27 protein-coding genes and 2 tRNA genes are annotated in these 26,265 nt (G+C 34.9%); 8 read left to right on the forward strand and 21 right to left on the reverse strand.

All coding sequences use genetic code 11. From position 1 onward, the window contains the following. Positions 1-100: 100 nt before the first annotated feature. Positions 101-1,141 (reverse strand): NAD(P)H-dependent glycerol-3-phosphate dehydrogenase, encoded by a 1,041-nt coding sequence (locus K0U91_RS03025; RefSeq protein WP_220180358.1) that lies wholly within the window; start codon positions 1,139-1,141, stop codon positions 101-103. A gap of 220 nt (positions 1,142-1,361) precedes the next feature. Between K0U91_RS03025 and K0U91_RS03030 the strand changes: the two genes are divergently transcribed. Beyond that, positions 1,362-2,390, forward strand: a complete 1,029-nt coding sequence (locus tag K0U91_RS03030; protein ID WP_219970772.1) for a M23 family metallopeptidase — start codon at positions 1,362-1,364, stop codon at positions 2,388-2,390. A gap of 68 nt (positions 2,391-2,458) precedes the next feature. On the opposite strand, the gene K0U91_RS03035 is transcribed toward K0U91_RS03030, so the two are convergent. The 5 genes from K0U91_RS03035 to K0U91_RS03055 form a co-directional block, all read right to left on the reverse strand. Beyond that, positions 2,459-3,112, reverse strand: a complete 654-nt coding sequence (locus K0U91_RS03035; RefSeq protein WP_219970771.1) for an NAD(P)-dependent oxidoreductase — start codon at positions 3,110-3,112, stop codon at positions 2,459-2,461. A gap of 59 nt (positions 3,113-3,171) precedes the next feature. Beyond that, positions 3,172-3,579, reverse strand: coding sequence for an Rrf2 family transcriptional regulator (locus K0U91_RS03040; RefSeq protein WP_220180359.1), 408 nt, complete (start codon positions 3,577-3,579; stop codon positions 3,172-3,174). A gap of 125 nt (positions 3,580-3,704) precedes the next feature. Continuing rightward, positions 3,705-4,193, reverse strand: coding sequence for a nuclear transport factor 2 family protein (locus tag K0U91_RS03045; protein ID WP_219970769.1), 489 nt, complete (start codon positions 4,191-4,193; stop codon positions 3,705-3,707). Positions 4,194-4,279: 86 nt separating this feature from the next. Further along, positions 4,280-4,717, reverse strand: a complete 438-nt coding sequence (locus K0U91_RS03050) for a DUF4870 domain-containing protein (protein WP_259429446.1) — start codon at positions 4,715-4,717, stop codon at positions 4,280-4,282. A gap of 235 nt (positions 4,718-4,952) precedes the next feature. Next, entirely contained in the window at positions 4,953-5,387 is a 435-nt protein-coding gene (locus K0U91_RS03055) for an FKBP-type peptidyl-prolyl cis-trans isomerase (RefSeq protein WP_219970767.1), read from the reverse strand. 175 nt (positions 5,388-5,562) lie between these two features. Here K0U91_RS03055 and K0U91_RS03060 point away from each other — a divergent pair, with 175 nt between their 5' ends. Beyond that, complete coding sequence (locus K0U91_RS03060; protein ID WP_220180360.1) at positions 5,563-6,564, forward strand: catalase family protein; 1,002 nt, start codon at positions 5,563-5,565, stop codon at positions 6,562-6,564. 121 nt (positions 6,565-6,685) lie between these two features. Here the strand turns inward: K0U91_RS03060 and K0U91_RS03065 are convergent, their stop codons facing one another. The 8 genes from K0U91_RS03065 to K0U91_RS03100 form a co-directional block, all read right to left on the reverse strand. Further along, positions 6,686-7,693, reverse strand: coding sequence for a TerC/Alx family metal homeostasis membrane protein (locus tag K0U91_RS03065; RefSeq protein WP_220180468.1), 1,008 nt, complete (start codon positions 7,691-7,693; stop codon positions 6,686-6,688). Positions 7,694-7,823: 130 nt separating this feature from the next. Beyond that, entirely contained in the window at positions 7,824-8,435 is a 612-nt protein-coding gene (locus K0U91_RS03070; protein WP_220180361.1) for a TerD family protein, read from the reverse strand. 28 nt (positions 8,436-8,463) lie between these two features. Then, positions 8,464-9,318: a hypothetical protein gene (locus tag K0U91_RS03075; protein WP_220180362.1), complete on the reverse strand. Its 855-nt coding sequence runs from the start codon at positions 9,316-9,318 to the stop codon at positions 8,464-8,466. A gap of 101 nt (positions 9,319-9,419) precedes the next feature. After that, a complete protein-coding gene (locus K0U91_RS03080; protein WP_219970763.1) occupies positions 9,420-10,586 on the reverse strand; it encodes a toxic anion resistance protein in 1,167 nt (388 codons plus the stop codon). 6 nt (positions 10,587-10,592) lie between these two features. Beyond that, entirely contained in the window at positions 10,593-11,147 is a 555-nt protein-coding gene (locus K0U91_RS03085) for a TerD family protein (RefSeq protein WP_219970762.1), read from the reverse strand. Further along, positions 11,137-11,961 carry a phosphoribosyltransferase family protein gene (locus tag K0U91_RS03090; RefSeq protein WP_220180363.1) on the reverse strand — a complete coding sequence of 275 codons (825 nt, stop codon included), beginning with the start codon at positions 11,959-11,961 and terminating at the stop codon, positions 11,137-11,139. Before K0U91_RS03090 ends, K0U91_RS03085 begins: the two co-directional genes overlap by 11 nt. A gap of 2 nt (positions 11,962-11,963) precedes the next feature. Continuing rightward, positions 11,964-12,638: an HAD family hydrolase gene (locus tag K0U91_RS03095; RefSeq protein ID WP_219970760.1), complete on the reverse strand. Its 675-nt coding sequence runs from the start codon at positions 12,636-12,638 to the stop codon at positions 11,964-11,966. Positions 12,639-12,875: 237 nt separating this feature from the next. Next, complete coding sequence (locus K0U91_RS03100; RefSeq protein ID WP_220180364.1) at positions 12,876-14,411, reverse strand: SulP family inorganic anion transporter; 1,536 nt, start codon at positions 14,409-14,411, stop codon at positions 12,876-12,878. Positions 14,412-15,002: 591 nt separating this feature from the next. Between K0U91_RS03100 and K0U91_RS03105 the strand changes: the two genes are divergently transcribed. Further along, positions 15,003-15,416: a transposase gene (locus K0U91_RS03105; RefSeq protein WP_220180365.1), complete on the forward strand. Its 414-nt coding sequence runs from the start codon at positions 15,003-15,005 to the stop codon at positions 15,414-15,416. Between the two features lie 25 nt (positions 15,417-15,441). Beyond that, positions 15,442-15,768: a helix-turn-helix domain-containing protein gene (locus K0U91_RS03110; protein ID WP_220180366.1), complete on the forward strand. Its 327-nt coding sequence runs from the start codon at positions 15,442-15,444 to the stop codon at positions 15,766-15,768. Positions 15,769-15,820: 52 nt separating this feature from the next. On the opposite strand, the gene K0U91_RS03115 is transcribed toward K0U91_RS03110, so the two are convergent. From K0U91_RS03115 to K0U91_RS03145, 7 genes are all read right to left on the reverse strand, one after another. Further along, positions 15,821-16,918 (reverse strand): slipin family protein, encoded by a 1,098-nt coding sequence (locus K0U91_RS03115; RefSeq protein ID WP_219970755.1) that lies wholly within the window; start codon positions 16,916-16,918, stop codon positions 15,821-15,823. Between the two features lie 280 nt (positions 16,919-17,198). Then, on the reverse strand, positions 17,199-17,375 hold the full coding sequence (locus K0U91_RS03120; RefSeq protein WP_219970754.1) for a hypothetical protein: 177 nt from the start codon (positions 17,373-17,375) through the stop codon (positions 17,199-17,201). 394 nt (positions 17,376-17,769) lie between these two features. Continuing rightward, the gene (locus K0U91_RS03125; protein ID WP_220180367.1) at positions 17,770-18,333 is read right to left on the reverse strand and encodes a metallophosphoesterase family protein; all 564 of its coding nucleotides are present in this window, start codon (positions 18,331-18,333) and stop codon (positions 17,770-17,772) included. A 32-nt stretch (positions 18,334-18,365) separates the two neighbouring features. Then, the gene (locus tag K0U91_RS03130) at positions 18,366-19,010 is read right to left on the reverse strand and encodes a ribonuclease H-like YkuK family protein (protein ID WP_258561903.1); all 645 of its coding nucleotides are present in this window, start codon (positions 19,008-19,010) and stop codon (positions 18,366-18,368) included. Positions 19,011-19,347: 337 nt separating this feature from the next. Further along, positions 19,348-19,419 (reverse strand) — tRNA-Pro (locus tag K0U91_RS03135). 128 nt (positions 19,420-19,547) lie between these two features. Continuing rightward, a tRNA-His gene (locus tag K0U91_RS03140) sits at positions 19,548-19,620 on the reverse strand. A 540-nt stretch (positions 19,621-20,160) separates the two neighbouring features. Beyond that, positions 20,161-20,289 carry a penicillin-binding protein gene (locus tag K0U91_RS03145; RefSeq protein WP_219970752.1) on the reverse strand — a complete coding sequence of 43 codons (129 nt, stop codon included), beginning with the start codon at positions 20,287-20,289 and terminating at the stop codon, positions 20,161-20,163. Between the two features lie 59 nt (positions 20,290-20,348). On the opposite strand from K0U91_RS03145, the gene K0U91_RS03150 reads away from it, so the two are divergent. From K0U91_RS03150 to xylA, 4 genes are all read left to right on the forward strand, one after another. Then, on the forward strand, positions 20,349-21,707 hold the full coding sequence (locus K0U91_RS03150; RefSeq protein WP_220180368.1) for a T9SS type A sorting domain-containing protein: 1,359 nt from the start codon (positions 20,349-20,351) through the stop codon (positions 21,705-21,707). A 573-nt stretch (positions 21,708-22,280) separates the two neighbouring features. Next, positions 22,281-22,988, forward strand: a complete 708-nt coding sequence (deoD, locus tag K0U91_RS03155; protein WP_219970750.1) for a purine-nucleoside phosphorylase — start codon at positions 22,281-22,283, stop codon at positions 22,986-22,988. Between the two features lie 306 nt (positions 22,989-23,294). Next, the gene (locus K0U91_RS03160; RefSeq protein WP_220180369.1) at positions 23,295-24,785 is read left to right on the forward strand and encodes a xylulokinase; all 1,491 of its coding nucleotides are present in this window, start codon (positions 23,295-23,297) and stop codon (positions 24,783-24,785) included. Positions 24,786-24,909: 124 nt separating this feature from the next. Continuing rightward, positions 24,910-26,238, forward strand: coding sequence for a xylose isomerase (xylA, locus tag K0U91_RS03165; protein ID WP_220180370.1), 1,329 nt, complete (start codon positions 24,910-24,912; stop codon positions 26,236-26,238). Positions 26,239-26,265 lie beyond the last annotated feature (27 nt).

Consider the following 26,265-nt stretch of genomic DNA (forward strand, 5'->3'; position numbering starts at 1 on the left):
CGAAGCGGAGGCAAAAAAGCGGGAGTGGAAGGCGGAAAAGCTGCCAAAAAAAAACATCAGCAATGAATACTGATGTTCTGTTTTGATTTCTCAAATATTATTAATTTAATTTTGCAGTCAGTTTTTTAAACTGTTTTTCAGCGTTTTTACCTTCATATAAAATCGCATAAATGGTATCAATAATAGGAAGCTCAAGATTTTTTTGTCTCGCTGTTTTGTAAATTGAGTCAGCAGCATAGTATCCTTCTGCAACCATATTCATTGACTGGATCGCTGATTTTACCGTGTATCCTTTACCTATCAAATTTCCTAAGTTTCTGTTTCTTGAGAATAATGAATAAGCGGTTACGAGTAAATCTCCCAGATATGCACTTTCGTTAACATCTCTTGGAGCTTCATAGATCGCCTCAAGAAAAGTTTCCATCTCGCGGATTGCGTTGGATACAAAAACTGCTGTAAAGTTATCTCCGTAACCTAAACCGCTTGCAATACCTGCTCCAATAGCGAAAATATTTTTCAAAATCGCACTATATTCATTTCCTAAGATATCTTTACTCGAATTGACTTTTATAAACTCTGAATTGAAAATCGCGACCAGTTTTTCAGAAGTTTCGTCTTCGACAGTAGCGACAGTGAGATAAGAAAGTCTTTCCATCGCGACCTCTTCTGCATGACAAGGCCCTGCAATAACAGCTTGATTTCTAAAACCGATCTGAAATTCTTCTTTCAGGTAATGCGCAACAACATCATTCACTTTAGGAATAATTCCTTTAATTGCAGAAACAAAAATTTTGTCTTTGTACTCACAAGTCATTTTATCCATAGTATCTGACAAATAAATGGATGGAGTTGCCAAAACCACTACATCACATGCAGAAACCAGCTCATTAATATCGGTGGTCAGCTTTAAATTTTTAAGATTAAAATTAACTGCCGTAAGATAAGTTGGGTTATGACCACGAAGCTCGATTGCGCCTTTTACAAATTCACTTCTTACACACCAATGCACGGTTTTACAGTTTTCCACAAGCATCTTCACAATCGCTGTTGCAAAACTTCCGCTGCCGACAACTCCTACAGAAATATCTTTATTCGCCTTTTTTGAGTTTGCAGATTCTGAAATTGTTTTCTTTTTCGCCATAATTCAAAAGTGAACTGCAAATATATTAAAACAAAGAATAACCCTACTTTATAAATCAGATAAACCTTATTTTTTCAAAAATTTAACATCTTTATGCAATTAAAGATCTAAAAATCCGTTACATGTAAATTATGATTAATTTAAATTAAAGATAATTTCAAAATTAATTTTTATTTAAATTTGCACCCTTAAAACGGTTTTTAAATTCTAAGAAAGAGAAATGAAGAAATTTTTAAGAAGCAAAAAGAAAGTAAACTTACTGATTGGAGGACTTTTACTGATCGTTTTTGCACAAAGTATTTTTATCGCTAATTTATTTTCAAAGAAAGACGATAAAAATTATGAAGTGAATCTGGTAAAAATAAACACCGAAAAAGACAGCGTAGATTACCTGAAAATGAAGACTGATCTTAGTCTAGTAGATCAAACGGTAGAACAGCTGAATTCATTTTTAAAATCTAAAGATATTAAGAACGAAAAACTAATGGTTCTTGATAACGACAGCATTTCCAACTCTATTTATCTAGCTAAGCAATCAAACAGATACAGTCAATATCTGATGGATCTGCAGAAAAAACTGACACAAGTGCCATTGGGAATGCCGACAGAGGGTTATATTTCATCCAATTTCGGGATTAGAAAAAATCCGATTCCTTTCAAAACCGTGTATGCATCTGTAAAAACCACAGCAGAACCGAAAGCTGCAATAGCTGTTGAAGCTGTCCCAAAAGCTGAAGTGAAGGCAGTGCCCGTAGAAAAAATCATTGAATTAACAGACAGCTACGGAAATAAACGTGAAGTAAAAGTGATGGTTACGCCAAAAGCGAAAAGCGAAACGGTAGCTTCTGTACCAGCAGTTTCTTCAAATAAAGCTGCTGCTTCAACCGCTGCAAAAGTTCCTGCTGAGAAAAACAATCCACCTGCTGAAGCTGATCAAATGCAATATCATAAAGGTCTTGATATTGCAGTTCCTTTCGGTTCAAATGTTATTGCAACTGCTGCAGGAACCGTCATTTTCTCCGGACAGAAAGGTGGTTATGGAAACTGCGTTATCGTTTCTCATGGAAATGGTTTAGCAACACTATACGGACATTTATCTCAATTGGTTGCAAAAACAAATGATAAGGTAAAAGTAGGACAAGTGATTGCTAAATCAGGAAACTCCGGCCGTTCTACAGGACCTCACTTGCATTATGAAGTACACAAAAACAATACTCCGGTGAATCCAAAGTTGTTTATGAATTTATAAGAATTTGATCTCAAAAAATAGTTTCGGCGGCACCTTTGGTGCCGCCGAAACTATATAAATCAAGAAAATTAATAAGCCGCAGTAAAACGTTCACGAATGTGATTATTCTGTTCCAATTCATCAACCAAAGCTACTGCAACATCTTCTACAGACAAAATACTCCTTCCGTTTTCATCAAATACCGGCGACTCTAATGAGGTCCTGTACTTACCGGTTCTGATTCCTGCTGTTCCGGGGTGCATCTCGATTGCGGGGCTGAAAAACGTCCAGTCCAAAATATTGTTTTGTTTGATTATACTTAAATAATCTCTTGCAGCACTTGCCCCCGGCTTGATATCTGCGGGGAAATCCGGACCGTCAACCAATTGATTCCCGTCAATAAACAAACTTCCCGCACCTCCAACAGTGATAAATCTTTTAACCCTGGATTTTTCAACTGCTCTTTCAATATTTTTACTTCCGTTTAAAAAATCGTTGTAAAGATTCGGGTTCGTCCAGCCTGCATTAAAGGTACTGATAATTGCGTCATTTCCTTTTAAGCCTTCAGCAAGATCATCGATGTTATTAACATCAATACTTTTTGCGGTTACATTGTCCTTCAGCTCCACTTTTGAAGCATCTCTGACGATAGCCTCTACGGCATACCCTCTATTTATGAGCTCTTTTACAACTTGGGTTCCCACAAATCCTGTGGCTCCGATAACTGCTACTTTTTTGTTCATATTTTTTTTATTTAAGTAATTGTAATAATTATTGTTACATTTTTTATTAAAAAATTTTATTAAAACTGGTCTGTAAATTCCTGAAGAGATTTGTCTCCAAGAAAATCTTTCACTAATGCATCCGTTTGATCAAAAAGAATGGAAAGATGGCTGTTGATCTCCTTTCCTACCGGACAGGCAGGATTGGGATTTTGATTTTTTCTGCCTAAAACTTCATTGTTTTTTACGGCAGCATAGATTTCGGAAATTTTAATTTCTTCGGCGTTTTTTGAAAGTCTCGTTCCGCCATCTTTTCCTAGTTTGCTTGTTATCAAACCCGCTTGGCGTAATTCACCCAATTCTCTACGTACAATCACAGGATTTACATTGATACTACCCGCGATCCAGTCCGAAGTCAGCCATTCCTGCGGAACTTTTGCCAGTAACGTCATAATATGTATTGCTGTTGCAAATCTTGTATTGCTCATAATTATAAGGCAAAGATAAACAAAATTTAATTGTAACAAAATTAATTACAATTAAAAAAAGATCATTATAATTCATTTCATGAGATTATTAGAGAATTTAGTTTTCTAATTTATATGAATCATCTTTATCGATGATCGTAACTAAGAACGTCACTCATGATCCACTTTCCGTCATTCTTCGTCCAGACGGTGGTAAACTTTGCCTTACCTCCTAAAACATCATCTTTACCTTTTTCGCGAATATAAAACTGATGTTCTCCCGACTGTATGGCACCATACAATTTACCGTTATTGTACAAAGGGAATACTTCCAGACTGCTTTCAATCACCTTACGAATTGGCTTTTGATTAGGATTTGAACAAAGATTTTGTTTTGTTCTTTCTAAAAATAATTTCTTATCCTGAAAACCCCCGTTGTCGTGATAGAATTTCAGATTGTTATCAACTGTTTTTTCCAGATACGCCATGTCGCAATTATTAAAACCCCTTTCAAAGAAAAGACTGTCCTGTTCTTTTAATTCTAAAAATAATGGTGAATTTTTTGCAACTTGAGCATGAAGATTTACGATAATTACTGAAAATATAAAAATGCTGATGTTGAGTCTCTTGATCATAGATTAATTTTTTGACAAAGATTCAGAACTTTCAGAATTCATTCAAAAAAAAGACCCGACAAAGACCCGACAATTGAATGTCAGAATTATATCATGCTGAAATTCAGCTTATAATAAAGGACTTGTTTCCTATCAATTTCATATGCATTCTTCAAAATAATGCATACATTTGAAAGTACCAATAAAATCATGGTAATCATTACCGAGGGAGATCCCAGTTTTAAGATTGCAACAATCATAAAAATGATCGGTGAAATGATGGCTACAAAGATTTGTAGAGAAACAATTTGCTTTACAATTTGAGATTTCTCTTTTGTAAAAAGCATGATCAGTAAAGGAGGTAAAAAATTGGCAACCGGAAACCATGCAAAAGGAAGGGAAGAAAGATTTATTATTTTAACTAAACCCGCATTGAAAACCTCATTTTTCTCGACCGCTACTATTGTTTCTTCAATTCTGATTTCTTCTTTTGAAATTTCTTCAATAAATAAATCTTTTTGTGAAATATTGAGAGTCGCGGCCAAAGTTTTCAATGTATAACCTTTCGGTTCTGTCCCGGCTTCGATTCTTTGAATGGTTCTTACAGAAATACCTTACATTTCAGCCAATTCTTCCTGAGTGATATTTTTTTCTTCTCTGATTTTCTTTAATTGCGCCATTTGCAAAAATTTACAAAACAAATTTACAGATTCAAACTGTTGATTTAAATAAAAAATTACCCGTAAAACAGGTAATTTAATTTGAATAGATGGGTCAAAATTATTTAATATCCAACAGCTCAACCTGAAAGACAAGTGTACTGTTGGGCCCGATTTCTTTGCTGATCTGCTGATCTCCATACGCTAAATGCGGCGGAATTATTAATCTCCACTTGCTTCCTACCGGCATGAGTTGTAAAGCTTCTGTCCAGCCTTTGATTACTTTATTCAGGGGAAATGAAGCAGGAGTTCCTCTTTTTACGGAACTGTCAAAAACCTTTCCACCAATAGTTGTACCGTGATAATGACATTTCACTACCGATTTCGGACCTGGTTTCGGGCCGTCACCTTCTGTCATGATTTCGTATTGCAAACCGCTTGGTAATTCAATCACACTTTCTCTTTTTCCATATTCGACCATATATTCCTGACCATCTTTCAGGTTTTTTTCAGCCTGCTCTTTTTTACGCTTAAATAACATATCTGCTACTCCCATAATTTTTTTTTACAAAGATATGATTTATGGCTGGAAGTCAGAATTTTGTAGTTACGAGTATCTAGACAATATAATTATTGTGGCTAGAGGCACTTAATTCACAAAATTCAAACAATTTTAATATTCTCTTAACGCAGATTTAAAAACTTGGCGTTATACTTGAATTTTAAAATTTATGCCAGATCCATTACAATACAACAACAACCTTGACAAGCTTTCTTATGAAGAAAAAATACTTTTTGAAGAGACCAAAAAGAGCATTGCAGATTTTGTAGAGCATTCATCTGTGGTAAGCGATGTCAATTATGCCACAAGAAATGCACATGCCAAAACATACGCTGTTTTAAAAGGTGAGTTGATCATCAATCAGAAAATCAGGCCAGATTTGCTGCATTTTTTTGATAAGGAAAAGTATAATATCATCGTAAGACTATCCAATGCTCATTTAAAGATTAGGAAGAATAAAAAAGACATTCCAGCTTATGGTTTTGCGATTAAAATAAAAGATGATGCAGACCGTACGATTGCAAATTTTCCTTTGGTAAATTTTCCTTTATTCCCCATCAATTCTGTTTCTAAATTTTTAAAGTTATTTACTGCAATTAATCATTTTTTTATTAAAAAATGGGGAAATTTATATTCTCTCTTTTCAAATATTTATAAGATTCTGCCCGATATTCTAACCTTATCTTTTTTAAAAAAAGGTATAGAATTACTCTTGAAAAAAGATAATTTTATGATGTCTTTCGATTATCATTCCGTCGGAGCTTACCGATTGGGCGAACATATGATAAAAATTAAGCTGAGTCCAAAAAATCCACAAAAAAAATTTGGCGAACACTTAACAATGAAAAAAGCAATCGAGAGTTTTTGTTTCGAGAAAAATTATGATGCGGATGTTTTGATTCAGTTCTGTTATGATCTGAAAGACCAGCCTATCAATATTCTGAACCGTGAATGGAAAAATTCACCTTTTATTAAAATCGGTGAAGTGCATATCAAAAAAAATTCTTTGATTGATGCTAAAGCCTGTGATAATGAATTACTGTCATTTAACCCCTTTGAAAGCGCAGAAATCTTTCAACCGGTCGGGAAAATACAAAAGCTGCGAGACGAAGCGTATAAAGTTTCGCTTCAGACAAGAAAGAAAATTAATAAGCTTTTGAAATATAAATAAAGTGAATGATGAATATTGCTTCGCAAGTGAATGGTGAATTTCTCCGTAAAAATCTAAGATTTGATACAAAAAAAGGCTTTACAAATGGTAAAGCCTTTTTGCATTAGATTAATATTTTATTCTATTCTTCCTCTATTTCTTCCTTTTTATCCGGGAAAATAATTGAAAGCAGAACCGAGACTACCAATACTCCACCCACGATTCCTAATGAAACCGGTGATGAGATGTGATACCAAGGTGCAATCAACATTTTGACACCAATAAAAGCTAAGATAATGGCTAAACCATAAGGTAATTTGCTGAACATGTGAATGAAATTCGCCAACAAAAAGTACAATGATCTCAATCCTAAGATCGCAAAAATATTTGAGGTGTATAGGATAAAAGGGTCATTTGAAATTGCAAAAATCGCCGGGATAGAATCTACAGCAAACAATACATCGGTAAACTCAATAACTGCAACCACAACTAAAAGTGGGGTTGCCATTTTAATTCCGTTTTGTATGGTGAAGAACTTATCGCCATCGTAATTATCTGAAACTTTCCAGAAACTTTTGATCAACTTGGCTCCGGCGGTATCACCATAATTCTCATTATCATCATCTCCATCGTCTCCCCAGGATTTAATTCCTGCATAGATCAAAAACAAGCCGAAAAGCGTCATCACTACATTGATTTTAACAGCATTACCAAAAATGTTCATTTCAGGTAAATACGTCAATTCAATCAATTCGACTCCCGCAAAAATAAAAATAGCTCTGAAGATCAACGCTCCGATAATTCCCCAAAATAAAACTTTGTGATGGAGAAATTTAGGCACCTTAAAGAAACCAAAAACCAGAATAAAGACGAATAAATTATCCACAGAGAGCGCTTTTTCGATCCAGTAAGCTGCTTGGTACTGGGTGAATTTTTCTACGGCTACAGCATGACTTCCGGCCGAACCGTCGCTGTTGAAAACCCAATAAACAACTCCCGAAAACACCATCGATAAAGAGATCCAGACTATAGACCAAATGGTTGCCTCTTTTGAAGAAACCTCATGGCTTTTCTTATTGAAAACTCCTAAATCCAGAAGCAGCATGATAACTACTGTTATTGCAAATCCCCAGACCAACCCGGGATGCATATCTAAAATATTGTGTTGTTCCACTTTATGATGTATTAATTATATGATAAAAGCAATAGCTGTAAAGATACAGCTATTGCTAAATTTTATGAGTCTAAAACCGCACAATTTCAGACTTTTGTTTATGATTTTACAAATATTTTTGTTGAACGGTCTGAATTGTCTGCTCTAATTTTTTGTCAGCAGTAGGATCACCGATTGCGTTGAACTTCCATTCGTTATTTTTCTTATAAAAAACTCCCATTACCATGGCAACATGACCGTTGAAAGATTTGTCGTTTGCAATGTCATATTTAGCAAATACTTCTCTTACATTGGTTGGCGTACCTTCATAAATACGGATTGACGCAAAAGGAATGGTGCCAAAATCCTGACCTTTGTAACTGTTTAAAACCAAAGCTACATGCTCTACTGCAGGATCTAAACTGGCAAAATCTACAGTAATCACTTCATTATCCAGACCGTCGTCACCGTTTACATCGCCTGTCAAATCATCGCCACTGTGCTTTACAGAACCGTTTTTAGATTTCAGGTTTCCAAAATAGATGATTTCGGTTGCATTTTTGTTGGCATCATACAAAATACAGCTTCCGTCTAGGTCAACTGCTTCTTTTGAAATTCCGCCAAAAAAACTTTTTTTCTCAATTGCACCCCAATTGATTCCTATACAAGCCTGAGAAAGTGTCGTTCCGTTTTCTTTGGTAAGATTTATTCTCTGCCCCTTTTGTAAGTTAATAGCCATATTTATTTTTTTATTATTAAAATTTAGTTTAGTTATTCAAATTTAAATTCAACATTGCACGAAGTATATTGGTCTCTTCGTTCACATCAAATATTTTGCTCATAATATCTACATTTTCAATATTTCTCAGATAGTCTTTTAAAACATTGTCAACTCCTTCAGGCAAAATCCTTTTCTTTTCATGAAGGGTTTCTTCAAGGTCTTCATTTCTTCTTTTAAGCTGATGGATCACCGATGCCTGATTTGACTGATTTTCTGAAGTATCTAAGCCGGATAATTCGTCATCAATCAAATACAGCCTCTTCTCCTCAATATTAAATATAAAATACTCATTGGATTGAAATATTTTAAACAATTCATATTCATCCCGACCCACTCTGTAGCCACACACAAAACGGACTTTGAAATTCTGAATATTAAGCTTTCCCAGTAATTTTCTCTCTATCGAATAATCCTGATATTGGTAAGAAGGCGTATTACTTAATTTCAACTTTGTTTCATCAGCTACTATTCTGTAGAATTCTATCGCATATTTTTTGTGAAAATATAAAACATCATTCCAATTGAGTGTAAATTTATCCTCAGTAAGGTCTTTATACAATTTTCTCAAATGTTCAGAAAAGACTCCGCTGTAGAATTTCCGGTCTGTTTCAAAACTATCAACTTTTTTCTCTTCAAAATTGGTAATATATTGATTATTAATGTTGATTTCATTAATGACAGCTAAAAGATCATTTTCTTTTTTCTTTTTGATCTTCGTCAGTAGTTCTATCAGACTGTCAGTATATTGCAAATGAAAAAGCTCCAATTTATTGTAATCTAAAGTCTTGCTTTCTTCGAATAATTTATGAATAATATCTGTTTTGATGTATACCGATATCATGTCAATATTTTCAAAGAAATTAGAGAGAAGTTTAAGCTTTGTTAATCTTCTCCTGCTTTGAGACATTATAATTGCAACCTCATCATTCACGCTTACCTTATTTATCCTCTGATATTTGCTTTTAATTCTGATTCTAACGTCTGAAGATCCTGATCTAATTTTCTTCTGCTTTCTGTACCCTGTTTTTGAATTTGTTTCACTTCATTTAAGGTGTTGATCAGCATTGCTGTTGTCTCTTTCAGTGTTTCCGCTGAAACAATGGTTTGCTCGTTGGCTTTAGCTACGTTAATTGAATTCTGACCTAAACGTTCTGCATTTTTTCTCAGAATTTCTTCTGTTGTGGAAGATACTTTCTGCTGAACTTCAATATTCTGCTGTTGTCTGTGCATTGCAACCGCCAATGAAAGCTGGTTTTTCCAAACCGGTAAAGTTGTGGTCAAAATCGTCTGTGCTTTTTCAGCTATTGAAACATTGTTATTTTGTACCAACCTGATTTGTGGCAGTGACTGCATCATAATCAGACGAACTACTTTCAGATCAGCAAGTCTTCTGTCTAATCTATTGATGAAATCTCTTTTGTCAGCAATCTGATAATCGGCAAAATTCTGAACATTGGTTTCCATTTCTGCCAATTCAACAGCCGCTTTTTCCATCCTTAGGTTTCCTGCAATGACCAATTCTTCAATCGCTTTGATTGAATTGACATTGCTGTCGAAAATGGTCTGTAATACCGCATTATCTTTAGTAGAAGTGATGATTCCTGCATTTACTTTATGCGAAATCTGATCGATATTGCTGGTAATTTTATCATATTTCGCAAAAAGGTTGTCTACCTGAGTCAACATCTTTTTCATAAAAGGAAGTCTGCTCAGAAAGCCTTTCACTTTGCTGCCATTGATCTCATCAACATCAACATAATTTAATTCTACTAGCAAATTATTAATCAGCTCACCAACTTCACCGGAATTTGACCTTCTTACATTTCCTAGGAAGCTGTCACTCTGATTCGCCAAAGTTTTTTGTAAATCTGAACCGAAATTTACGATCGAGCCGGGATTGGTTTCATCAATTGCATTGGCTAGCAGCTCATACTTATGACGTTCTGCATCCTGAATCTGACTTAAATTCACATTTCCGTCCCTGTCTACCAAAACTGCCGGAGCCGAACTTTGAGTTGGCTGAGCCGGCTGTATTGGTGTTGGCTCAAATGTTTTCAGAGGCTCAATCGACTGAAGCGGGTCTACATTTTGATTTTCCTGATTGTCCATAATTGATTATTGATACATTGATACAAATTTATCTAAACCATCTCTTTGACCCGCACCTACCGCTTCAAATTTCCATTCTCCATTTCTGTTGTAGATTCTCCCGAATTCTACTGCGGTTTCTATTGAGAAATCTTCGTCTAATTCATATTTTAAGATCTCTTCATTGGTATCTGTATTAAAAATTCTGATGAAAGAATTTCTCACCTGCCCGAAGTTTTGCTTTCTGTTATCCGCATCATGAATGGTCACTACTACAGTGATTTCTTTTACAGCATCATCAATTTTAGTTAAATCTATTTTGATCTGCTCATCGTCACCATCACCATCACCCGTCAAATTATCACCGGAATGTATCACTGCTTTATCCGGAGATTCAAGGTTGTTATAAAAAACAAAATGGTTGTCTGACACCAGTTTTTTGCTGTCATTCAATAGGAAAAGAGAGGCATCCAAATCAAATGCTCCGCCTGTAGATGTATTGTTGATATCCCATCCTAAACCGATTGTAAATTTGGGTGCGTTTATATTTTCTCTTTGTCCTTTCTGTAAGTTAATAGCCATAATTATATTCTGTTTGCGTTAAAGTATTTATATTGGTTTCGTATTCTTTGATCAAATGATAATTGTTGCTGATGGCCAGCTCCAAAAGATGAGCTATCTGCTCTTTTTTTATTTTAGACGTAAGATAATCAAAATTACTTGATTCTAAGCCTAAAATATATTTTACAATCCTGGTATTGAACTGGAAACTGGGCTTCAGCATTACATCAGCAACATCCTTTACATCTTTTACTGTATAGTAATTAAAGAAATTTTCAATTTTCGGATCGATTTCAAAATTGGTCAGTTCGGCGTAATATAAAAAGAGAAAATCAGCATTTACATCATACTCATTTAATATTTTATTGACCGTAAACTCGTGGCTGCCTGTAATTTTGATATCATCAATAAAAATACAGAGCTTACCTTTCAGAAAATCTTTATCCAGATAATAGGTATCATTGGCAATCAAACTTTTACGATCTTCAAAACTTAGATTTCCGTAATCTGTGGTGTAGGTATGATTTCTGTTTATTTTTGAAATGATGCTCGATCTTTTTCCTTTCAGAAATAAATAAAAATCGAGTTGTTTTTTAAAATAAAAGCACAAAAAATTAGATGCTGTCGGAATTGCCATGTAAGGACTTGGCAATACGACAATTTCCTTATCTGTATTTAAAATTTCATGATGATCTGCAATAAATCCTTCAAATAATTCTTTAGCGAATTTCTCGGCAAACGATTTGTCACCATACTTAAAATAGCTGTATTCTGCAGGTGAGAAAGTAAATTCGTGCGCAGAGTCTATTTTATGTAAACTGTAGCGTGTGTTCATATTTAAATTTGGTGTGTTAGTAGATGTGCATTGAAACCGAAATCCTTTGCTCCTTTATAATCTGCAATCGCATTGTCACCAATATGCAAAACTTGGCTCATCAAAAGATTCTGATTTTTGAGATTATTTTTGACCTCCTGAAAAACCAGCGGATTCGGTTTAGAAATCTTTAATTCATCAGAATAGATATGGAAATCGATATACTGATCAAGATTTTCCTCGATCAGGAATTTTCTCATTGTGGCACCCTTAATGAAACCTGTGTTGCTCAGAATATTAATGGTTTTACCCTGATTTTTAATCTCATCAAAAAATTGATGCAAATCTTCAAAAATTACAACCGGTTTGTATTCTAAAAATAAGTCTTCACTTTTTTGGTAAAATTCATTCAGCTTGTCTCTATTTAATTGCTTCAAATCTACATTTAGAGAATTTAATATCAATAAATAAATCTCATAAGTATCAACATTCCCGCCAATGACCTCATTGATTGTATTACACAAATCGTCATAGTATTTTACGGTTTTTGTAATTTCATCTAAAGGTTGATCAATACTGAAAAATGAGGTGAAAAGCTCAACGCGTTTTGCTTTAAATTCCGGATGAGATTTTATGAGAGTGAGCCACAGATCAAAAGAGAAATGAGCGTGGTTTTGGATGTCGATATCTGTTTTCAAAATGTTTTAAGTTAGATTTTTTTAGCTTTCTATTGAAAAAGATTTTTTAAATGTTTCATATTTTTTAGATCAATTGTGTTTAAATTTTCAATTCTACCCAAAGATAAAATTTTTCTTTTAATCTTTATTTTTTTTAAGATTATTTAAGAGTTCAGCCAATTTACGGCAATCGAACTTACACATAACTTTATGATATTCATTTGTCGCATGGCACCCACAATGACATTCAAAGCTCCCCTAAACTTCGGGCATCACTTTATAAGTGGGGTCTTCCTGAATATTGACTTCTATTACCGCTTCGGCATTTTTCAACATTTTTCTGCAGTCTTCACTCAGATGTCTCAAATATAGTTTTTTACCAAGCTGGCTGTAACGTTTGGATAATTTATCTAATGCATCGATAGCGCTCATATCGACAACTCTGCTTTCCTTAAAATCAGCAACCACTTCATGTGGGTCGTTTGTGGGATCAAATTTATCTGCAAATGTTGCTACGGAACCAAAAAACAAAGGTCCGAAAATTTCATAATGCTTAATTCCATCTTCATCAATATGCTTTCTCGCACGAATTCGTTTGGCATTATCCCAGGCGAAAACTAAAGCTGCAATAATGACTCCCACCAAAACCGCTAAAGCCAAATTGTGAAGAAGAATCGTAATCAGAGCAACCGTCATCCCTACAAAAATATCTGACTTGGGCATTTTGTTGATAATTCGGATTGAAACCCACTGAAATGTACTTACCGAGACCACCATCATGACACCAACCAGAGCCGCCATCGGAATTTTACCTATAAAAGGTGCTCCAATCAAAATGATTATTAAAATCGTGAGTGATGCAATAATTCCTGAAAGTCTTGCTCGGGAACCTGCATTAAGATTGACCAAAGTCTGCGCAACCATCGCACAGCCACCCATTCCTCCAAAAAAACCATTGGTAATATTTGCAAGACCCTGTGCAACAGATTCTTTGTTTGCATTTCCTTTAGAATCGGTAATCTCATCAACCATTGATAGAGTCAGCAAAGATTCAATCAATCCCACTCCCGCCATAATTATTGCGTAAGGAAAAATAATCTGTAGCGTCTCGAAAGAAAAAGAAATTTCCGGAATATGAAAAGAAGGCAGACTGCCACTGATACTCGCGATGTCTGAAACCGTTTTTGTAGGAATATTAAATCCTAAAACAATTGAAAATACGACAATGATCGCAGCAAGAGATGCGGGTACTATCTTTGTTAGTTTTGGAAAAAAATAAACGATTGCAATTGTTAAAGCAGTCAAACCTCCCATAATATATAAGGAAGAACCTTGAAGCCAACGGACAACTCCATTTTCTTCAATAACTTTAAATTGTTCGATTTGTGCCATAAAAATAATCACAGCAAGCCCGTTCAGAAATCCGTACATGACCGGCTGCGGGATCAGACGTACAAACTTTCCTAATTTAAGAACTCCAACCAGCATTTGAAAAATTCCGGCAAGGGCAACAGCGGCGAAAAGATACTCTACACCGTGAGACTTTATTAAGGCAATCAAAACTACAATTGTAGCTCCTGCTCCACCGGAAACCATTCCGGGACGTCCTCCTAAAACCGCAGTGACCAACCCCATCATAAAAGCCGCATACAAACCCGTCAATGGTGATAATCCTGCGAGAATTGCAAAAGAAAGCGACTCCGGAATCATGGTCATGGCAACAGTAAACCCGGCTAACAGTTCATTTTTATAGTTTATTTTTTTTGAAAAATCAAAAAGAGCAGTGTTTCTCATGAAGAAATGATCAGTACATATGATTGTAAAGTATGCAAAAATATAAGATAAATCAATTAAAATATAATTTTACGTAATAATGTGAATTGGAATGTGGCGAAATTTAATTATAACATTTTTAATTGCAATACAAATGAACAATCATACTATTTCTGTAATGAACAAATTTTGTGATTACAACCTGATTTTCAGGAGAGGATAAAAAATTAAATACAATAACCCTGATTTTTTTGTCACTTAATTGTTAACATAAATTAATTATCGTTCATAATAATTAAAACGCAACTTTAGTGATAGACTGATTATTTTTTTCTAAATTTGGAGTATTGATAAGCCAATTTTTATACGATATTCACATGACTTTTGATTTATTTGCAAGAATTTATCCTTTGAAAATGTGATTTAATGATAAAATTGTTTTAAAAACTTATTTAATACTGATCATAGAGCTCCCTCGCCTTTAATTAGTTTAAAATTATTTTACAGAAAACTATACAGTACGATTTCAACAGCTTTCACCAGAGCTTAAAAACACAGATTTTTCAGTTATGAATTGATGAAAAATATTTACAAATAAACTATTATTTATAAATGTTGTACAAAGTAATACATATCGGTCAATCAATCAAGGAACTTGTAGATCAGAAAGAAATTAATATAGAAAGAATCTGCAATTTTTTGAATAAAGACGAGGAATTTGTAAAAAGCAATTATGAAAGCAAGTCGATTGACACTGATCTTCTTTTAAGATGGTCAAAATTGCTCGAATATGATTTTTTCCGGATTTACAGTTCACATATGATTCTTTATGCGCCTCCATCTGCAGTTAATAAAACGAATCAGAAATCAGACAAAGCACCTCAATTCAGGAAAAATATCTATACTCAGGAAATTAAGAATTTTATTATAAAAAAAATAGATTCCGGCGAGATGACACAGGCAGATGTAATCAAAGAATACTCGATCCCAAAAAGTACTCTTCACCGATGGCTTCAGAAAAAGTAGAAAATAAACAACAATTTATTATTAAATGAAACCAAATTACACCAAAATCTATCACGATCTTCTGCTCGAAGAATATCCTGAAAAATTAAAAGACGTAAAAGTACGAGAGCTTCTGCAAAAGCTTAATACCAGCGATGAAGTCATTAAATTCAATGAAAAAATTTTCGAGCAATCAAAAGAAAGTCTGGAGAACAATCAAAAGCTGAGAACATACGATAAAGAAACGATGTTGAAAATTCTGATGTACCAGAAAGAGCACGGCTTTTCGAGCAGTTATATTTCAAAAAAATATAAAATCAGCAGAACGACCCTTACAAAATGGAAGCGAATCTGCGAAGAAGATTTGCAATAAATAAAATAAGAAATGCTGCATAGATCGCAGCATTTTTTAATTAAACATAATGTCATTTCGCAAAAATCTCTTTCAGCTGAGAAAGGATATTGCTGTTACCGGAAACGGTGATATCTCCGATTTTGTCGGCGATTTTCTCCATGTATTCCATTTCTTTTAGTTTCCACAGTACCTCATTTTCTTCCATCAATTTTGCGGTGTTCAGCAAACTTCTTGTAGAAGCCGTTTCCTCACGACGCATGATGCTGTTGGCTTGGGCTTTTTTCTCAGCGATCAACACCTGATTCATGATTTCTTTCATCTCACCGGTTAAGATAACATCACGAATTCCGGCATCAGAAGCTTTTAGACCCAATTCACCGGCTTTTGTTCCGAGATTTTCAAGAATTTCTCTGCCTACAGAATCTTTCTTCACCAGCAATTCATCCAATGTAATGGCTCCTACGAATTCACGCAAAGCCAATTGCATCAAAATGTAAAGCTGCTTATCATACTCTTTGTTATTCATCAAAGCTTTCACAACATCTTCTACCTGGTAACGCACATAAAAATTGATGCGAAGCATTGCTTTATCTTTTGTCAGCAGTTCCTGGCCTGCAATTTCCATTTGCTGCATGCGCGTGTCGATGGCTTTTACCTCAACAGAAATTTCATTGTTCCAGAAGTAATAGGTGCCTGCTTGCAAAACCTTGTTTAGTTTACCGTCGATCAGCAACAGACCTTGATACTGATTGGTGATAACAAACTTTCTTACAAAACTTTTAAGCTTTACGTTTTCAAGAATTGTTTTAGAAATATTTTCAGTGATTTCTACTTTCGTTAAATCAACTTTTTGAAATTTTCTGTCAACTACATCTTTCCAGAAAGCATATTGACCTACGTTCAAAATTTCTTTAAAAATTCCGTTTTCGTAAACCAAAACAATCTCGCCGTCTTTTACCTCTACGACTTCTACCATTGAAGCCAGATTTTCATTCTTTAGCAAAAGATTCAGATCTTCTCCTGCCTTAAACTGAGATTTCGTTTCAAAAATCTCTACCGATTTATTTCCGAAAAGCCAGTAATGACCTTCTTTCAAAATCTCAACCAGATTCCGGTTTTTAAAAACCAAACCGATCTGATATGCTTTAATATGTACATTTTTTACCATCTTGTTTATTTTATAGTGTTATTAAATAATTTAAAAAGGAAAAACTGAGATTCTATCTTCCAAAAAATGGCGGAAGAAAAGGAGTTCAGGAAATATCTATTCTTATCAAAGCTTGATAGTAAACTATTTTTTAAGATTTAGATTGGGCGTGTCCCTCACCGCCGCAAAGGCAGCAGCTCGGGTCGCTACGTTCATTTCTATCTTTTTTGCAAACAAAAAAGGATATCCATTCCCATCGCTCACGCGGAAAACCGTCATTTTATAAAAATTGGTTTAAAAATCATAAGCTCATCAACCGAATTTCATTTTTCCAGAAACCGTCTTTTCCTGCAAGCTTTCCCGAAATGCTGATCCAACAGCCGAAAAAAACCTCAGAATTCTCCTCTGTTAAATGCTTTTTTAAGGGAGAAAACATCAAAACTCGCCTGTGGGATACAGATTTTGAGCCTGTTTCCATAAAACTACATTAAACGTGTAGTGCTCTAACCAACTGAGCTATCTCAAACCTAAATTGAGAGAGGGAGTCGAACCCTCGCATCCTAAGATTTCCATTGCTATACCATTTAGCTACTGTGTCCATTCACAGAGAGGACTCGAACCTCCATACAAAGAAATAGGGTAGAAATTTTTTGGCAAACTTCTGAAACCTTCAGATCAAGCTGAACAGAAAGCGATGATGTTTCTCAACAAACGCTTCTGCAATGGCGATATACCGAAACGCTCAACATGACCTGTCTGATATTTTGACTCAGATATTGTTTAAAATTCTGAGTATAATTTCTAACTGTTGATGCAAAGTAAAAGCCCTGGTACGCAATCATTTTGCGTAGAGGAAATAATTCAAATTTTATTCAATTTCTCGCTGCAAATGGCGGTGTCCATTTCTTTTTCTTCATCAACTCCTTCACTTCCTCGTAAGAAACCGGATAAAAATTATGACAATCGACTCCAACATCAAGGCTTAAACTCATTTCATCATCCGGCAAAGTTCCGTGTGAGTGACCGTAAAGTTGCCATGTGCCTCGATGAGATCCGTTCCAGGTGCGCATGGCGTAGTGCAAAAGAATTATTTTTTGTTTGCCATTAGTATTCTCCGGCTCATCAATCCGTAATTCATGATAATCTCTTATGGATTCAAATCTTTTAGGATAGGTCAGTGTCGCACCTTCATGATTACCTTTTATCAAGTGGATTTTACCCTGTAACCGATCTAAAACCTCTTTCGTAAAATCCGGTTTTCCTAAACTCACATCACCGAGATGATACACGATGTCGTCTTTTCCTATTTTGTCATTCCACCTTTTGATGAGTTCTTCGTTCATTTCTTCCAAGGACTCAAAAGGCCGCCCGGAAAATTTTATAATATTGGCATGACCAAAATGGTGGTCTGCCGTAAAAAATATATTTGTTTTCATTTTTTTTATTTGTTTTAAAAATTTTTAAATAATTACACCATCATATCAGCACAGTTAGAACTTGCAAAAGCATAAGGTTTCGCTTTAAAAACGTAGCCCATTCCTAATATATAGCCCATTGCATCTTTCAAGGCAACATTAGATTTAAATTCGGGATCGGTATTGATGTCAGCGTGAACTTCCATTTCCACATCATACATTTCCAGAATTGAGCAAATTGCGTAAGCGATTTCTACTGATTTGTTGACCTCGTTGAGCATTCTTTCTTTGATACTGATTTTCCGGATCTCTCTTTCTTTTCTGATAAAGGTAAACGCTCCTTTTCCCTCACGGATAAAGACAACTGCTGTCGCATAATTAATTGTATCACCGTAAACGTGGGAATCTGAACCTACACAAACTTTTATCAGGTGCCCATTTGCCTGTTCGCGGATGATGGCTTCTTCTACCAAATGTGTGATAGAATTCCGGAAGATTTTTCCGGTCATGTTTTGCCAGATTTGTTGTTGCGTTTCCATTTTTTCTACATGTTTTAAATTTGTTTGTTTATAATTATTTGTGAACTTTTCATTTAATGATTCATTTTTACTTTTGAAGAAAAATAAAGCCTGTCTAAATTTTTGTTTGATATAAGAACTTCTGCGCTCGACAAACTTTAGTTTTTCTTCGGAACTCATCTCATTTGATTTATGTGAGATGGCTATGGGAGTTGAACCCCACTCAGTTTACACAGAGGTTTTGCAGACCTCCCCGACTCTCCTACTTCGGCGAACCATCAAGTTATTAGTAATAGGCAATTGATAAGTAGTAATTTCCATGCTGCTGATCAATCTGTGTAAAGAAGAAAAAAGTTTGTCTATTATAATTTGTGTTTTTTTAAAGAACTTCTGCGCTCGACAAACCTTTCTTTTTCTCTTTGAAATAATTATTTTTTTTTTGAAATAATCAATCGTTAATTGGTTTTGCAGTCAATTAAATTCACATAACAAAACTCACAATTCATTCCTACATTTGTCTGGAAAGCAGAGTTCGAACCTGCGACCTCCCGCGTCCAAGACGGGTAAACAACCACCGTTATCTTTCCAGTTAAATTCACCTGATAATCCGGAGTAGAACTACCAGTAAATCATTGCGGTTTATACGAGAATCGAACTCATAGTGCCCGAGAGACAGTCGGGAAGGTTAGCCATTACCTCAATAAACCATAACATTAGGGTTTCTTCGGGGATTGAACCCTGTGTTCTTCGGTACCACAAACCGACGCTTTACCAAATAAGCTAAAGAAACCATAAAAAGAGCGCCTCTTTTAGGGAGGCGCTCTATATATTTTGAAGTGTCAGTTCATCAGCTGACCCACTTATATAAGCACCTTTTATCCAAAAATTCACATGCACATCCCATCGGATCTTGTCCGTCAAGTTTTGAAGATTGATTGGGTATGTGTTGTAAATGTTTCATTTTATTTAAATATTTTAAAGTTGAAAATTATATTTGATTTTAATTTTCGGTTGCAAAGTAAATAGGTTTTTTTTGAACTTGCAAATTTATTTATAATACAAATCATTGAAAATCAATCATTTAAGCATTAAATTTAGCATAAAGGATTATCGTCCGCAATATTTTACAGATACTTTAATTACCTAAATGACTGTCTCTCATCGGTTTATTAATCACTCTTATTTATCGTATTAAATGTTCATTGCTCGTTAAAAAATTTTTATTGTTATGATTATTTTTTTTCATTCTAAATAATTTCAAGTATAAAAACGCAAAAAACGCCTCGTAATTAGAGGCGTTTTGCAGTATTTTGTTTTTAATTTTACGAGTTTACAGTAAAAAATTTCCAAAGTCAGCACATTTCGCCTCATCCCATATCATCAGTTCATATCCGAACAATCCTTTTATTGAAGGGTTGTCGCATAGGCTTGCATTGATATGTGCTCTTTGTATTGTCATAATTTTACTGCTGCAAAGATAAATGTTTTTTGTATTTTTAAGAAAAATTCTAATAACCTATGAGAAAAATTTATCTTTTATTTATTATTTTAATTAATTCTTTAATCTATTCCCAATGTTGGAAAGCCGTGACAAGCGGATACAGAACATCGTTTGGAATTAAAAATGACGGAACATTATGGGCTTGGGGCAAAAATGAGTTTGGCCAGCTTGGAAATGGAACCACTGTAGATTCAATTATTCCAATTCAAGTTGGAAATGAAAATAACTGGGCTCAAGTAGTTGCAATGGATGGTTCAAGTCATGTATTAGCTATAAAAACAGATGGAACTCTTTGGGCATGGGGATGGAATACTTGGGGACAAGTCGGAAACGGAACTAATACAAATGTGTACACCCCTGTACAAATTGGCATCGATCAAAATTGGAAGAGTATCGCATGCTATGATAACCATAGCCTTGCATTAAAAACAGACGGAACTCTTTGGGCATGGGGAAACAACTATCATGGTCAGCTTGGGATGACGGGAGGGCATCGATATTTCCCTACGCAAGTGGGTAGCGATAATAACTGGACAGTCATTGCAACAGGACTTGAAACCTCATATGCTATAAAAACCAATAATACTTTATGGTCTTGGGGGGATAATAACAGATCTCAGTTGGGTAATGGAACATATGGAATATCAAACAATCCTAATCCTACACAAGTAGGAACAGATACCAACTGGAAAACTGTAAGCTCAGGACATGTTCGTGCTGCAGCTATTAAAACTGATGGTACACTTTGGCAATGGGGAGAAAAATTCGACTTTCCAGCAAGCGCACCCTATCAGACAACTCCTATTCAGGTTGGCAATCAAAACAATTGGAAAGATTTAGAATTAGGATATTTGTATGCAACTGCAATAAAAACAGATGGTACATTGTGGTCTTGGGGATATGGGGAACTAGGTGATGGTGTTTTTCATAGTTTTACAGCCAATCCTATTCCGGTTAATTCACAAAACACCTGGAAATCAATATCATCAGGAATGTATTATTCAATGGGGTTAAAAAACGATGGGTCACTTTGGGTTTGGGGGAGTAATACCAATGGAGTTTTAGGTGATGGAACGACAGTTACAAAACTATATCCGATTCCTATTGCTTGCCCTCTCTCGGTTTTATCAACTAATGAAACTGTTTTCGATCATAATTTTGGAATCTATCCCAATCCTGCGAAAAATACTGTTTCCATAATTGGAAATATAGATATTATAAACATTTATATATACAGCATTGACGGAAGATTAATTAAAAAATTATCTTCAGCGAATAAAAAGCTAAATATCAGCTTTTTGGAAAAAGGAATTTACATTCTCAAAGTTCAGGATAAAAAAAATAATTTATATACAAAAAAGCTGATTAAAGAATAATCAATAAAAAGGTGATCGGGATAAATTCAGTCACCTTTTTTTAATTAGAATCTTCATCATTCAACAATTTATCCAATTCTTCAAGATCAGTAAGTAAACTTCCTTGCTAGTCGCATAAGCTCACGTGCTTAGTCGTTCTAATAATTACAATTTCTTTACGTCTACTAAAGATAGATTTAGAAAATTTCTCTAATTTTTTTTAATCGTAAATAATGAATTTTTATATTTACTCCTCATTTCATCTATAATTTCGTAAATGTCTGTACTGTTATGTTTAAATTAAGATACTTCGTTAGGTGGCCCATTTCTTTAAATTTTTAATCTTAAATACTTAATTTAATATAAAATTAAACTCCTAAACATCTTATTTCTCCCAGTTCTGCATTTCGAAATATCTTTTAAATTTCTTGTCATACGGAATTCGTTTCCATCATCTAACAAAAATAGAAAATATTATTTGTGAATTGTCAATCTTAAGATACAATTCAAATCACTTTTAAAAATTCGCAAGAGAAGCAAATTGACTATTCACTTTTCACATATTTTCTATCTTTGCATATTCAAAATAAAATTATGAGTGTTCACATCAGTGCAAATAAAGGAGAAATTGCAAAAGTGGTATTACAGCCGGGCGACCCGCTCCGTGCAAAATATATCGCAGAAAATTATCTTGAAAATGCAAAATTGGTAAGTCAGACAAGAGGTATTTTTTATTACACCGGTTTATATAAAGGTAAAGAAATTACCGTCGGAGCCAGCGGAATGGGTTTTCCAAGCATCGGAATTTATTCTTTTGAATTGTACACTGAGTATGAAGTCGACACTATCATCAGAATCGGAACTTGTGGTGCTTATACCACAGATTTGAAAGTTTTTGATCTATTAAATGTTGAAAATGCAGCAAGCGAAAGCACCTATGCAAAATTTGCCTGGGGAATTGAGGAGGAGATGATATCTCATCAGGGAAATACCTTTGAAATCATCAATCAGACTTCGGAAGAATTATTTTTAACTACAAAAGCTACCAATATCCACAGCAGCGATATTTTTTACAGAAAAGACCCTGCTGTTCCTGATATCGCAAAAAAATACAGCTGTCCTGCAGTAGAAATGGAAGCCTTCGGATTGTTCGCCAATGCAAAACATTTAGGAAAAAATGCAGCCACGATTCTTACGGTTTCTGATATCATTCCTACTCACGAAAATATTTCAGCTGACCAAAGAGAAAAAGCCTTACAACCAATGATCGAATTGGCATTGGAATCGGCTTTACGAGCTTAATTAATTTCAGATGCAAATAACTGAAGAGTTTTATCGAAAGATGAAACTTTTTTTAGCATCAAACAGTATTTGTGCAATCGATTAACCTAATTTTGTATTTCAGATAAGATTTTGGGGAATTATAGGCCATAAATAATATCCAGATTTATATCCCTCTATAAAATCCAAAGTTAAAAATAGTGACATAAAATACTCAAAATGAACAAATAAGAGATTCTAAACAGTTCAATATTTTCAGATTCTTAAAAATCTAATGAATATTCGATAAAATTATTACATTTAATGATTAACAATTATCAAATGTAAATGAAATTTATAGGATATGATGTCGGGAGCTCTTCGATAAAGGCATCCATTGTAGATGAAAACGGAAAATTGATCGCTCACGCAAAATATCCGGAAAGCGAGATGCCAATTGATTCTCCAAAGATTGGTTGGGCAGAACAAGATCCGGAGCAATGGTGGCAGAATCTTCGTATTCTGACACAAAAGATCATCGAGGAAAGCCACATTGATAAAAACGAGATCAAAGGAATCGGTATTTCTTATCAGATGCATGGTTTGGTTTTGGTGGGCAAGGACAAAGAAGTTTTGCGTCCTTCGATCATCTGGTGCGACAGCCGTGCAGTAGAAACTGGTGACCAGGCATTCGACGATTTGGGTGAAAAAGTTTGTATGAATAAACTTTTGAACTCACCTGGGAATTTTACCGCTTCAAAATTAAAATGGGTCAAAGAAAACGAACCGGAAGTGTATGAAAAGATCTGGAAATTTATGCTTCCTGGAGATTTTATCGCTTTAAAATTAAGCGGAGAAGCTACTACAACTATTACCGGACTTTCTGAAGGTGTACTTTGGGATTTCCAGAAACATCAGGCTTCAAAAACATTATTAAATCATTGGGGAATTAATGGGTCTTTGGTTTCAAAAGTGGTTGATAATTTTACAGAGCAATGTGTCGTTTCAAAACAGGGAGCAGAAGAAAGTGGTTTGCCGGAAGGTATCCCGATTTTGTACAGAGCCGGAGATCAGCCGAATAATGCGTTATCACTCAACGTAATGAATCCCGGAGAGATTGCTGCGACGGGCGGAACTTCAGGCGTTGTTTATGGTGTGACGGATAATATTCATTCTAAAGAATCGGTAAGAGTGAATAATTTTGCGCATATTAATCATACAAAAGAACAACCGAGAATCGGGAAAATGCTTTGTCTAAATGGCGCAGGAATTCAGTACAGCTGGTTGCGTCACCAGGTTGATCAGAAAAGACATTCTTATCAGGAGCTTAATGATTTAGCTTCACAAATCCCAATCGGATCTGATGGAATTATTGTTTTACCATTTGGAAATGGTGCTGAAAGAGTATTAAAAAATAAAGACATCGGTTCTTCGACTTATAATGTGAATTTTAACCGACATAAAAGTGTTCATTTATTCAGAGCCGGACTGGAGGGTATCGCCTACTCTTTCGTTTACGGAACTGAAATTCTGATGAATGACGGTTTACAGAAAGGAATTATTAAAGCCGGTGGAGACAACTTATTCCGTTCTTCTCTGTTCGCGCAATCGATTGCAACTCTATTGGATACCGAAATCAGAATATTTGATACCACAGGATCGACAGGAGCTGCAAGAGCAGCAGCAATCGGAGCAGGAGCATTTGAAACCTTAACGGATATTTTAACCGAAAAAGATATTACCACAACGTATATTCCTGATTTTAAAAATATGGATCAGTACAGGGAAAGTTATGGTAAGTGGAAAAACAAACTTGAGCAGGTTTTAATCAATTCTTAAAAAAATATCTCGAAGATTTTAAAGATTAAGCAGATTTTTCTTCTTAAAATAAATCTGCAAAATTTTCTTGATCAGCGAGAACATAAATTAAACAAATTACAATCAAAAATATAAAATCAAAATAATGGCAATTACAACAGGAAACAAGGAGTATTTTAAAGGAATAGATAAAATTCAGTTTGAGGGTAGAGAATCAGACAATCCGTTGGCATTCAAATTTTATGATGAAAATTTGGTGGTTCGTGGAAAAACAATGAAGGAATATTTCAAGTTTGCTTCTGCTTACTGGCACACCTTCTGCGCAACCGGTGGAGATCCATTTGGTGCCGGAACTCAGCAATTTGATTGGTTAACCGCTTCTGATGCAAAACAAAGAGCGACAGAAAAAATGGATGCTGCTTTCGAATTTTTCACAAAATTGGGTGTTCCTTACTACTGTTTCCATGATTATGATTTGATTGATGAAGCAGATAATTTCACAGAGTCAACCAAAAGATTAGAGTTCATCACTGATTATGCTAAAGAAAAGCAGGCAGCTTCTGGCGTGAAATTACTTTGGGGAACTTCAAATTGTTTCTCAAACCCAAGATTTATGAACGGGGCGGCTACCAATCCTTCATTTGATGTTTTGGCTTATGCAGGAGGTCAGGTGAAAAATGCTTTAGACGCAACAATCAAATTAGGAGGAGAAAACTACGTATTCTGGGGCGGTCGTGAAGGTTATATGTCACTTTTGAACACCAATATGAAGCGTGAGCAAGAGCATATGGCGAAATTTTTACATTTGGCTAAAGACTATGCAAGAGCTCAAGGTTTTAAAGGAACATTCTTCATCGAACCAAAACCGATGGAGCCTACAAAACACCAGTATGACTTTGATGCGGCAACTTGTTTAAATTTCCTACGTCAGTACGATTTATTGAATGATTTTAAATTAAACCTTGAAGTAAACCATGCTACTTTGGCTCAACATACTTTTGAGCACGAACTTCAGGTTGCAGCTGACAACAATGTATTAGGAAGCATCGATGCGAACAGAGGTGATTACCAGAACGGTTGGGATACAGACCAGTTCCCTGTTGATTTGTATGAAATGACTCAAGCGATGTTGGTGATTATCCAGGCTGGAGGTTTCCAGGGCGGAGGTGTTAACTTTGATGCGAAAATCAGAAGAAATTCAACTGATCTGGAAGATATCTTCATCGCTCACATCAGCGGAATGGACAATTTTGCAAGATCATTCTTAGCTGCTGATAAAATTTTAGAAAAATCAAAATATTCTGAAATCAGAACCAACAGATATGCTTCATTCGACAGTGGAAAAGGCAAAGATTTCGAAAACGGAAACTTATCTTTAACCGATCTTGCCACTTATGCTCAAGGACTTGGAGAAGTTGGAAGAGAAAGCGGAAAGCAGGAATATCTTGAGAGCATCATCAATCAGTATTTATAAAATTTAATTTTAATTATAAACTAAAAC

It is taken from the genome of Chryseobacterium sp. LJ668, assembly GCF_019613955.1.
GTDB lineage: Bacteria > Bacteroidota > Bacteroidia > Flavobacteriales > Weeksellaceae > Chryseobacterium.

Bases quoted from the DNA above. Each gene is read 5' to 3' on its own strand.
- K0U91_RS03025 (WP_220180358.1), bottom strand. From the start codon at position 1,141: ATGGCGAAAAAGAAAACAATTTCAGAATCTGCAAACTCAAAAAAGGCG.
- K0U91_RS03030 (WP_219970772.1), top strand. From the start codon at position 1,362: ATGAAGAAATTTTTAAGAAGCAAAAAGAAAGTAAACTTACTGATTGGA.
- K0U91_RS03035 (WP_219970771.1), bottom strand. From the start codon at position 3,112: ATGAACAAAAAAGTAGCAGTTATCGGAGCCACAGGATTTGTGGGAACC.
- K0U91_RS03040 (WP_220180359.1), bottom strand. From the start codon at position 3,579: ATGAGCAATACAAGATTTGCAACAGCAATACATATTATGACGTTACTG.
- K0U91_RS03045 (WP_219970769.1), bottom strand. From the start codon at position 4,193: ATGATCAAGAGACTCAACATCAGCATTTTTATATTTTCAGTAATTATC.
- K0U91_RS03055 (WP_219970767.1), bottom strand. From the start codon at position 5,387: ATGGGAGTAGCAGATATGTTATTTAAGCGTAAAAAAGAGCAGGCTGAA.
- K0U91_RS03060 (WP_220180360.1), top strand. From the start codon at position 5,563: ATGCCAGATCCATTACAATACAACAACAACCTTGACAAGCTTTCTTAT.
- K0U91_RS03065 (WP_220180468.1), bottom strand. From the start codon at position 7,693: ATGCATCCCGGGTTGGTCTGGGGATTTGCAATAACAGTAGTTATCATG.
- K0U91_RS03070 (WP_220180361.1), bottom strand. From the start codon at position 8,435: ATGGCTATTAACTTACAAAAGGGGCAGAGAATAAATCTTACCAAAGAA.
- K0U91_RS03075 (WP_220180362.1), bottom strand. From the start codon at position 9,318: ATGATATCGGTATACATCAAAACAGATATTATTCATAAATTATTCGAA.
- K0U91_RS03080 (WP_219970763.1), bottom strand. From the start codon at position 10,586: ATGGACAATCAGGAAAATCAAAATGTAGACCCGCTTCAGTCGATTGAG.
- K0U91_RS03085 (WP_219970762.1), bottom strand. From the start codon at position 11,147: ATGGCTATTAACTTACAGAAAGGACAAAGAGAAAATATAAACGCACCC.
- K0U91_RS03090 (WP_220180363.1), bottom strand. From the start codon at position 11,961: ATGAACACACGCTACAGTTTACATAAAATAGACTCTGCGCACGAATTT.
- K0U91_RS03100 (WP_220180364.1), bottom strand. From the start codon at position 14,411: ATGAGAAACACTGCTCTTTTTGATTTTTCAAAAAAAATAAACTATAAA.
- K0U91_RS03105 (WP_220180365.1), top strand. From the start codon at position 15,003: ATGTTGTACAAAGTAATACATATCGGTCAATCAATCAAGGAACTTGTA.
- K0U91_RS03110 (WP_220180366.1), top strand. From the start codon at position 15,442: ATGAAACCAAATTACACCAAAATCTATCACGATCTTCTGCTCGAAGAA.
- K0U91_RS03115 (WP_219970755.1), bottom strand. From the start codon at position 16,918: ATGGTAAAAAATGTACATATTAAAGCATATCAGATCGGTTTGGTTTTT.
- K0U91_RS03120 (WP_219970754.1), bottom strand. From the start codon at position 17,375: ATGGAAACAGGCTCAAAATCTGTATCCCACAGGCGAGTTTTGATGTTT.
- K0U91_RS03125 (WP_220180367.1), bottom strand. From the start codon at position 18,333: ATGAAAACAAATATATTTTTTACGGCAGACCACCATTTTGGTCATGCC.
- K0U91_RS03130 (WP_258561903.1), bottom strand. From the start codon at position 19,010: ATGAGTTCCGAAGAAAAACTAAAGTTTGTCGAGCGCAGAAGTTCTTAT.
- K0U91_RS03145 (WP_219970752.1), bottom strand. From the start codon at position 20,289: ATGACAATACAAAGAGCACATATCAATGCAAGCCTATGCGACAACCCT.
- K0U91_RS03150 (WP_220180368.1), top strand. From the start codon at position 20,349: ATGAGAAAAATTTATCTTTTATTTATTATTTTAATTAATTCTTTAATC.
- deoD (WP_219970750.1), top strand. From the start codon at position 22,281: ATGAGTGTTCACATCAGTGCAAATAAAGGAGAAATTGCAAAAGTGGTA.
- K0U91_RS03160 (WP_220180369.1), top strand. From the start codon at position 23,295: ATGAAATTTATAGGATATGATGTCGGGAGCTCTTCGATAAAGGCATCC.
- xylA (WP_220180370.1), top strand. From the start codon at position 24,910: ATGGCAATTACAACAGGAAACAAGGAGTATTTTAAAGGAATAGATAAA.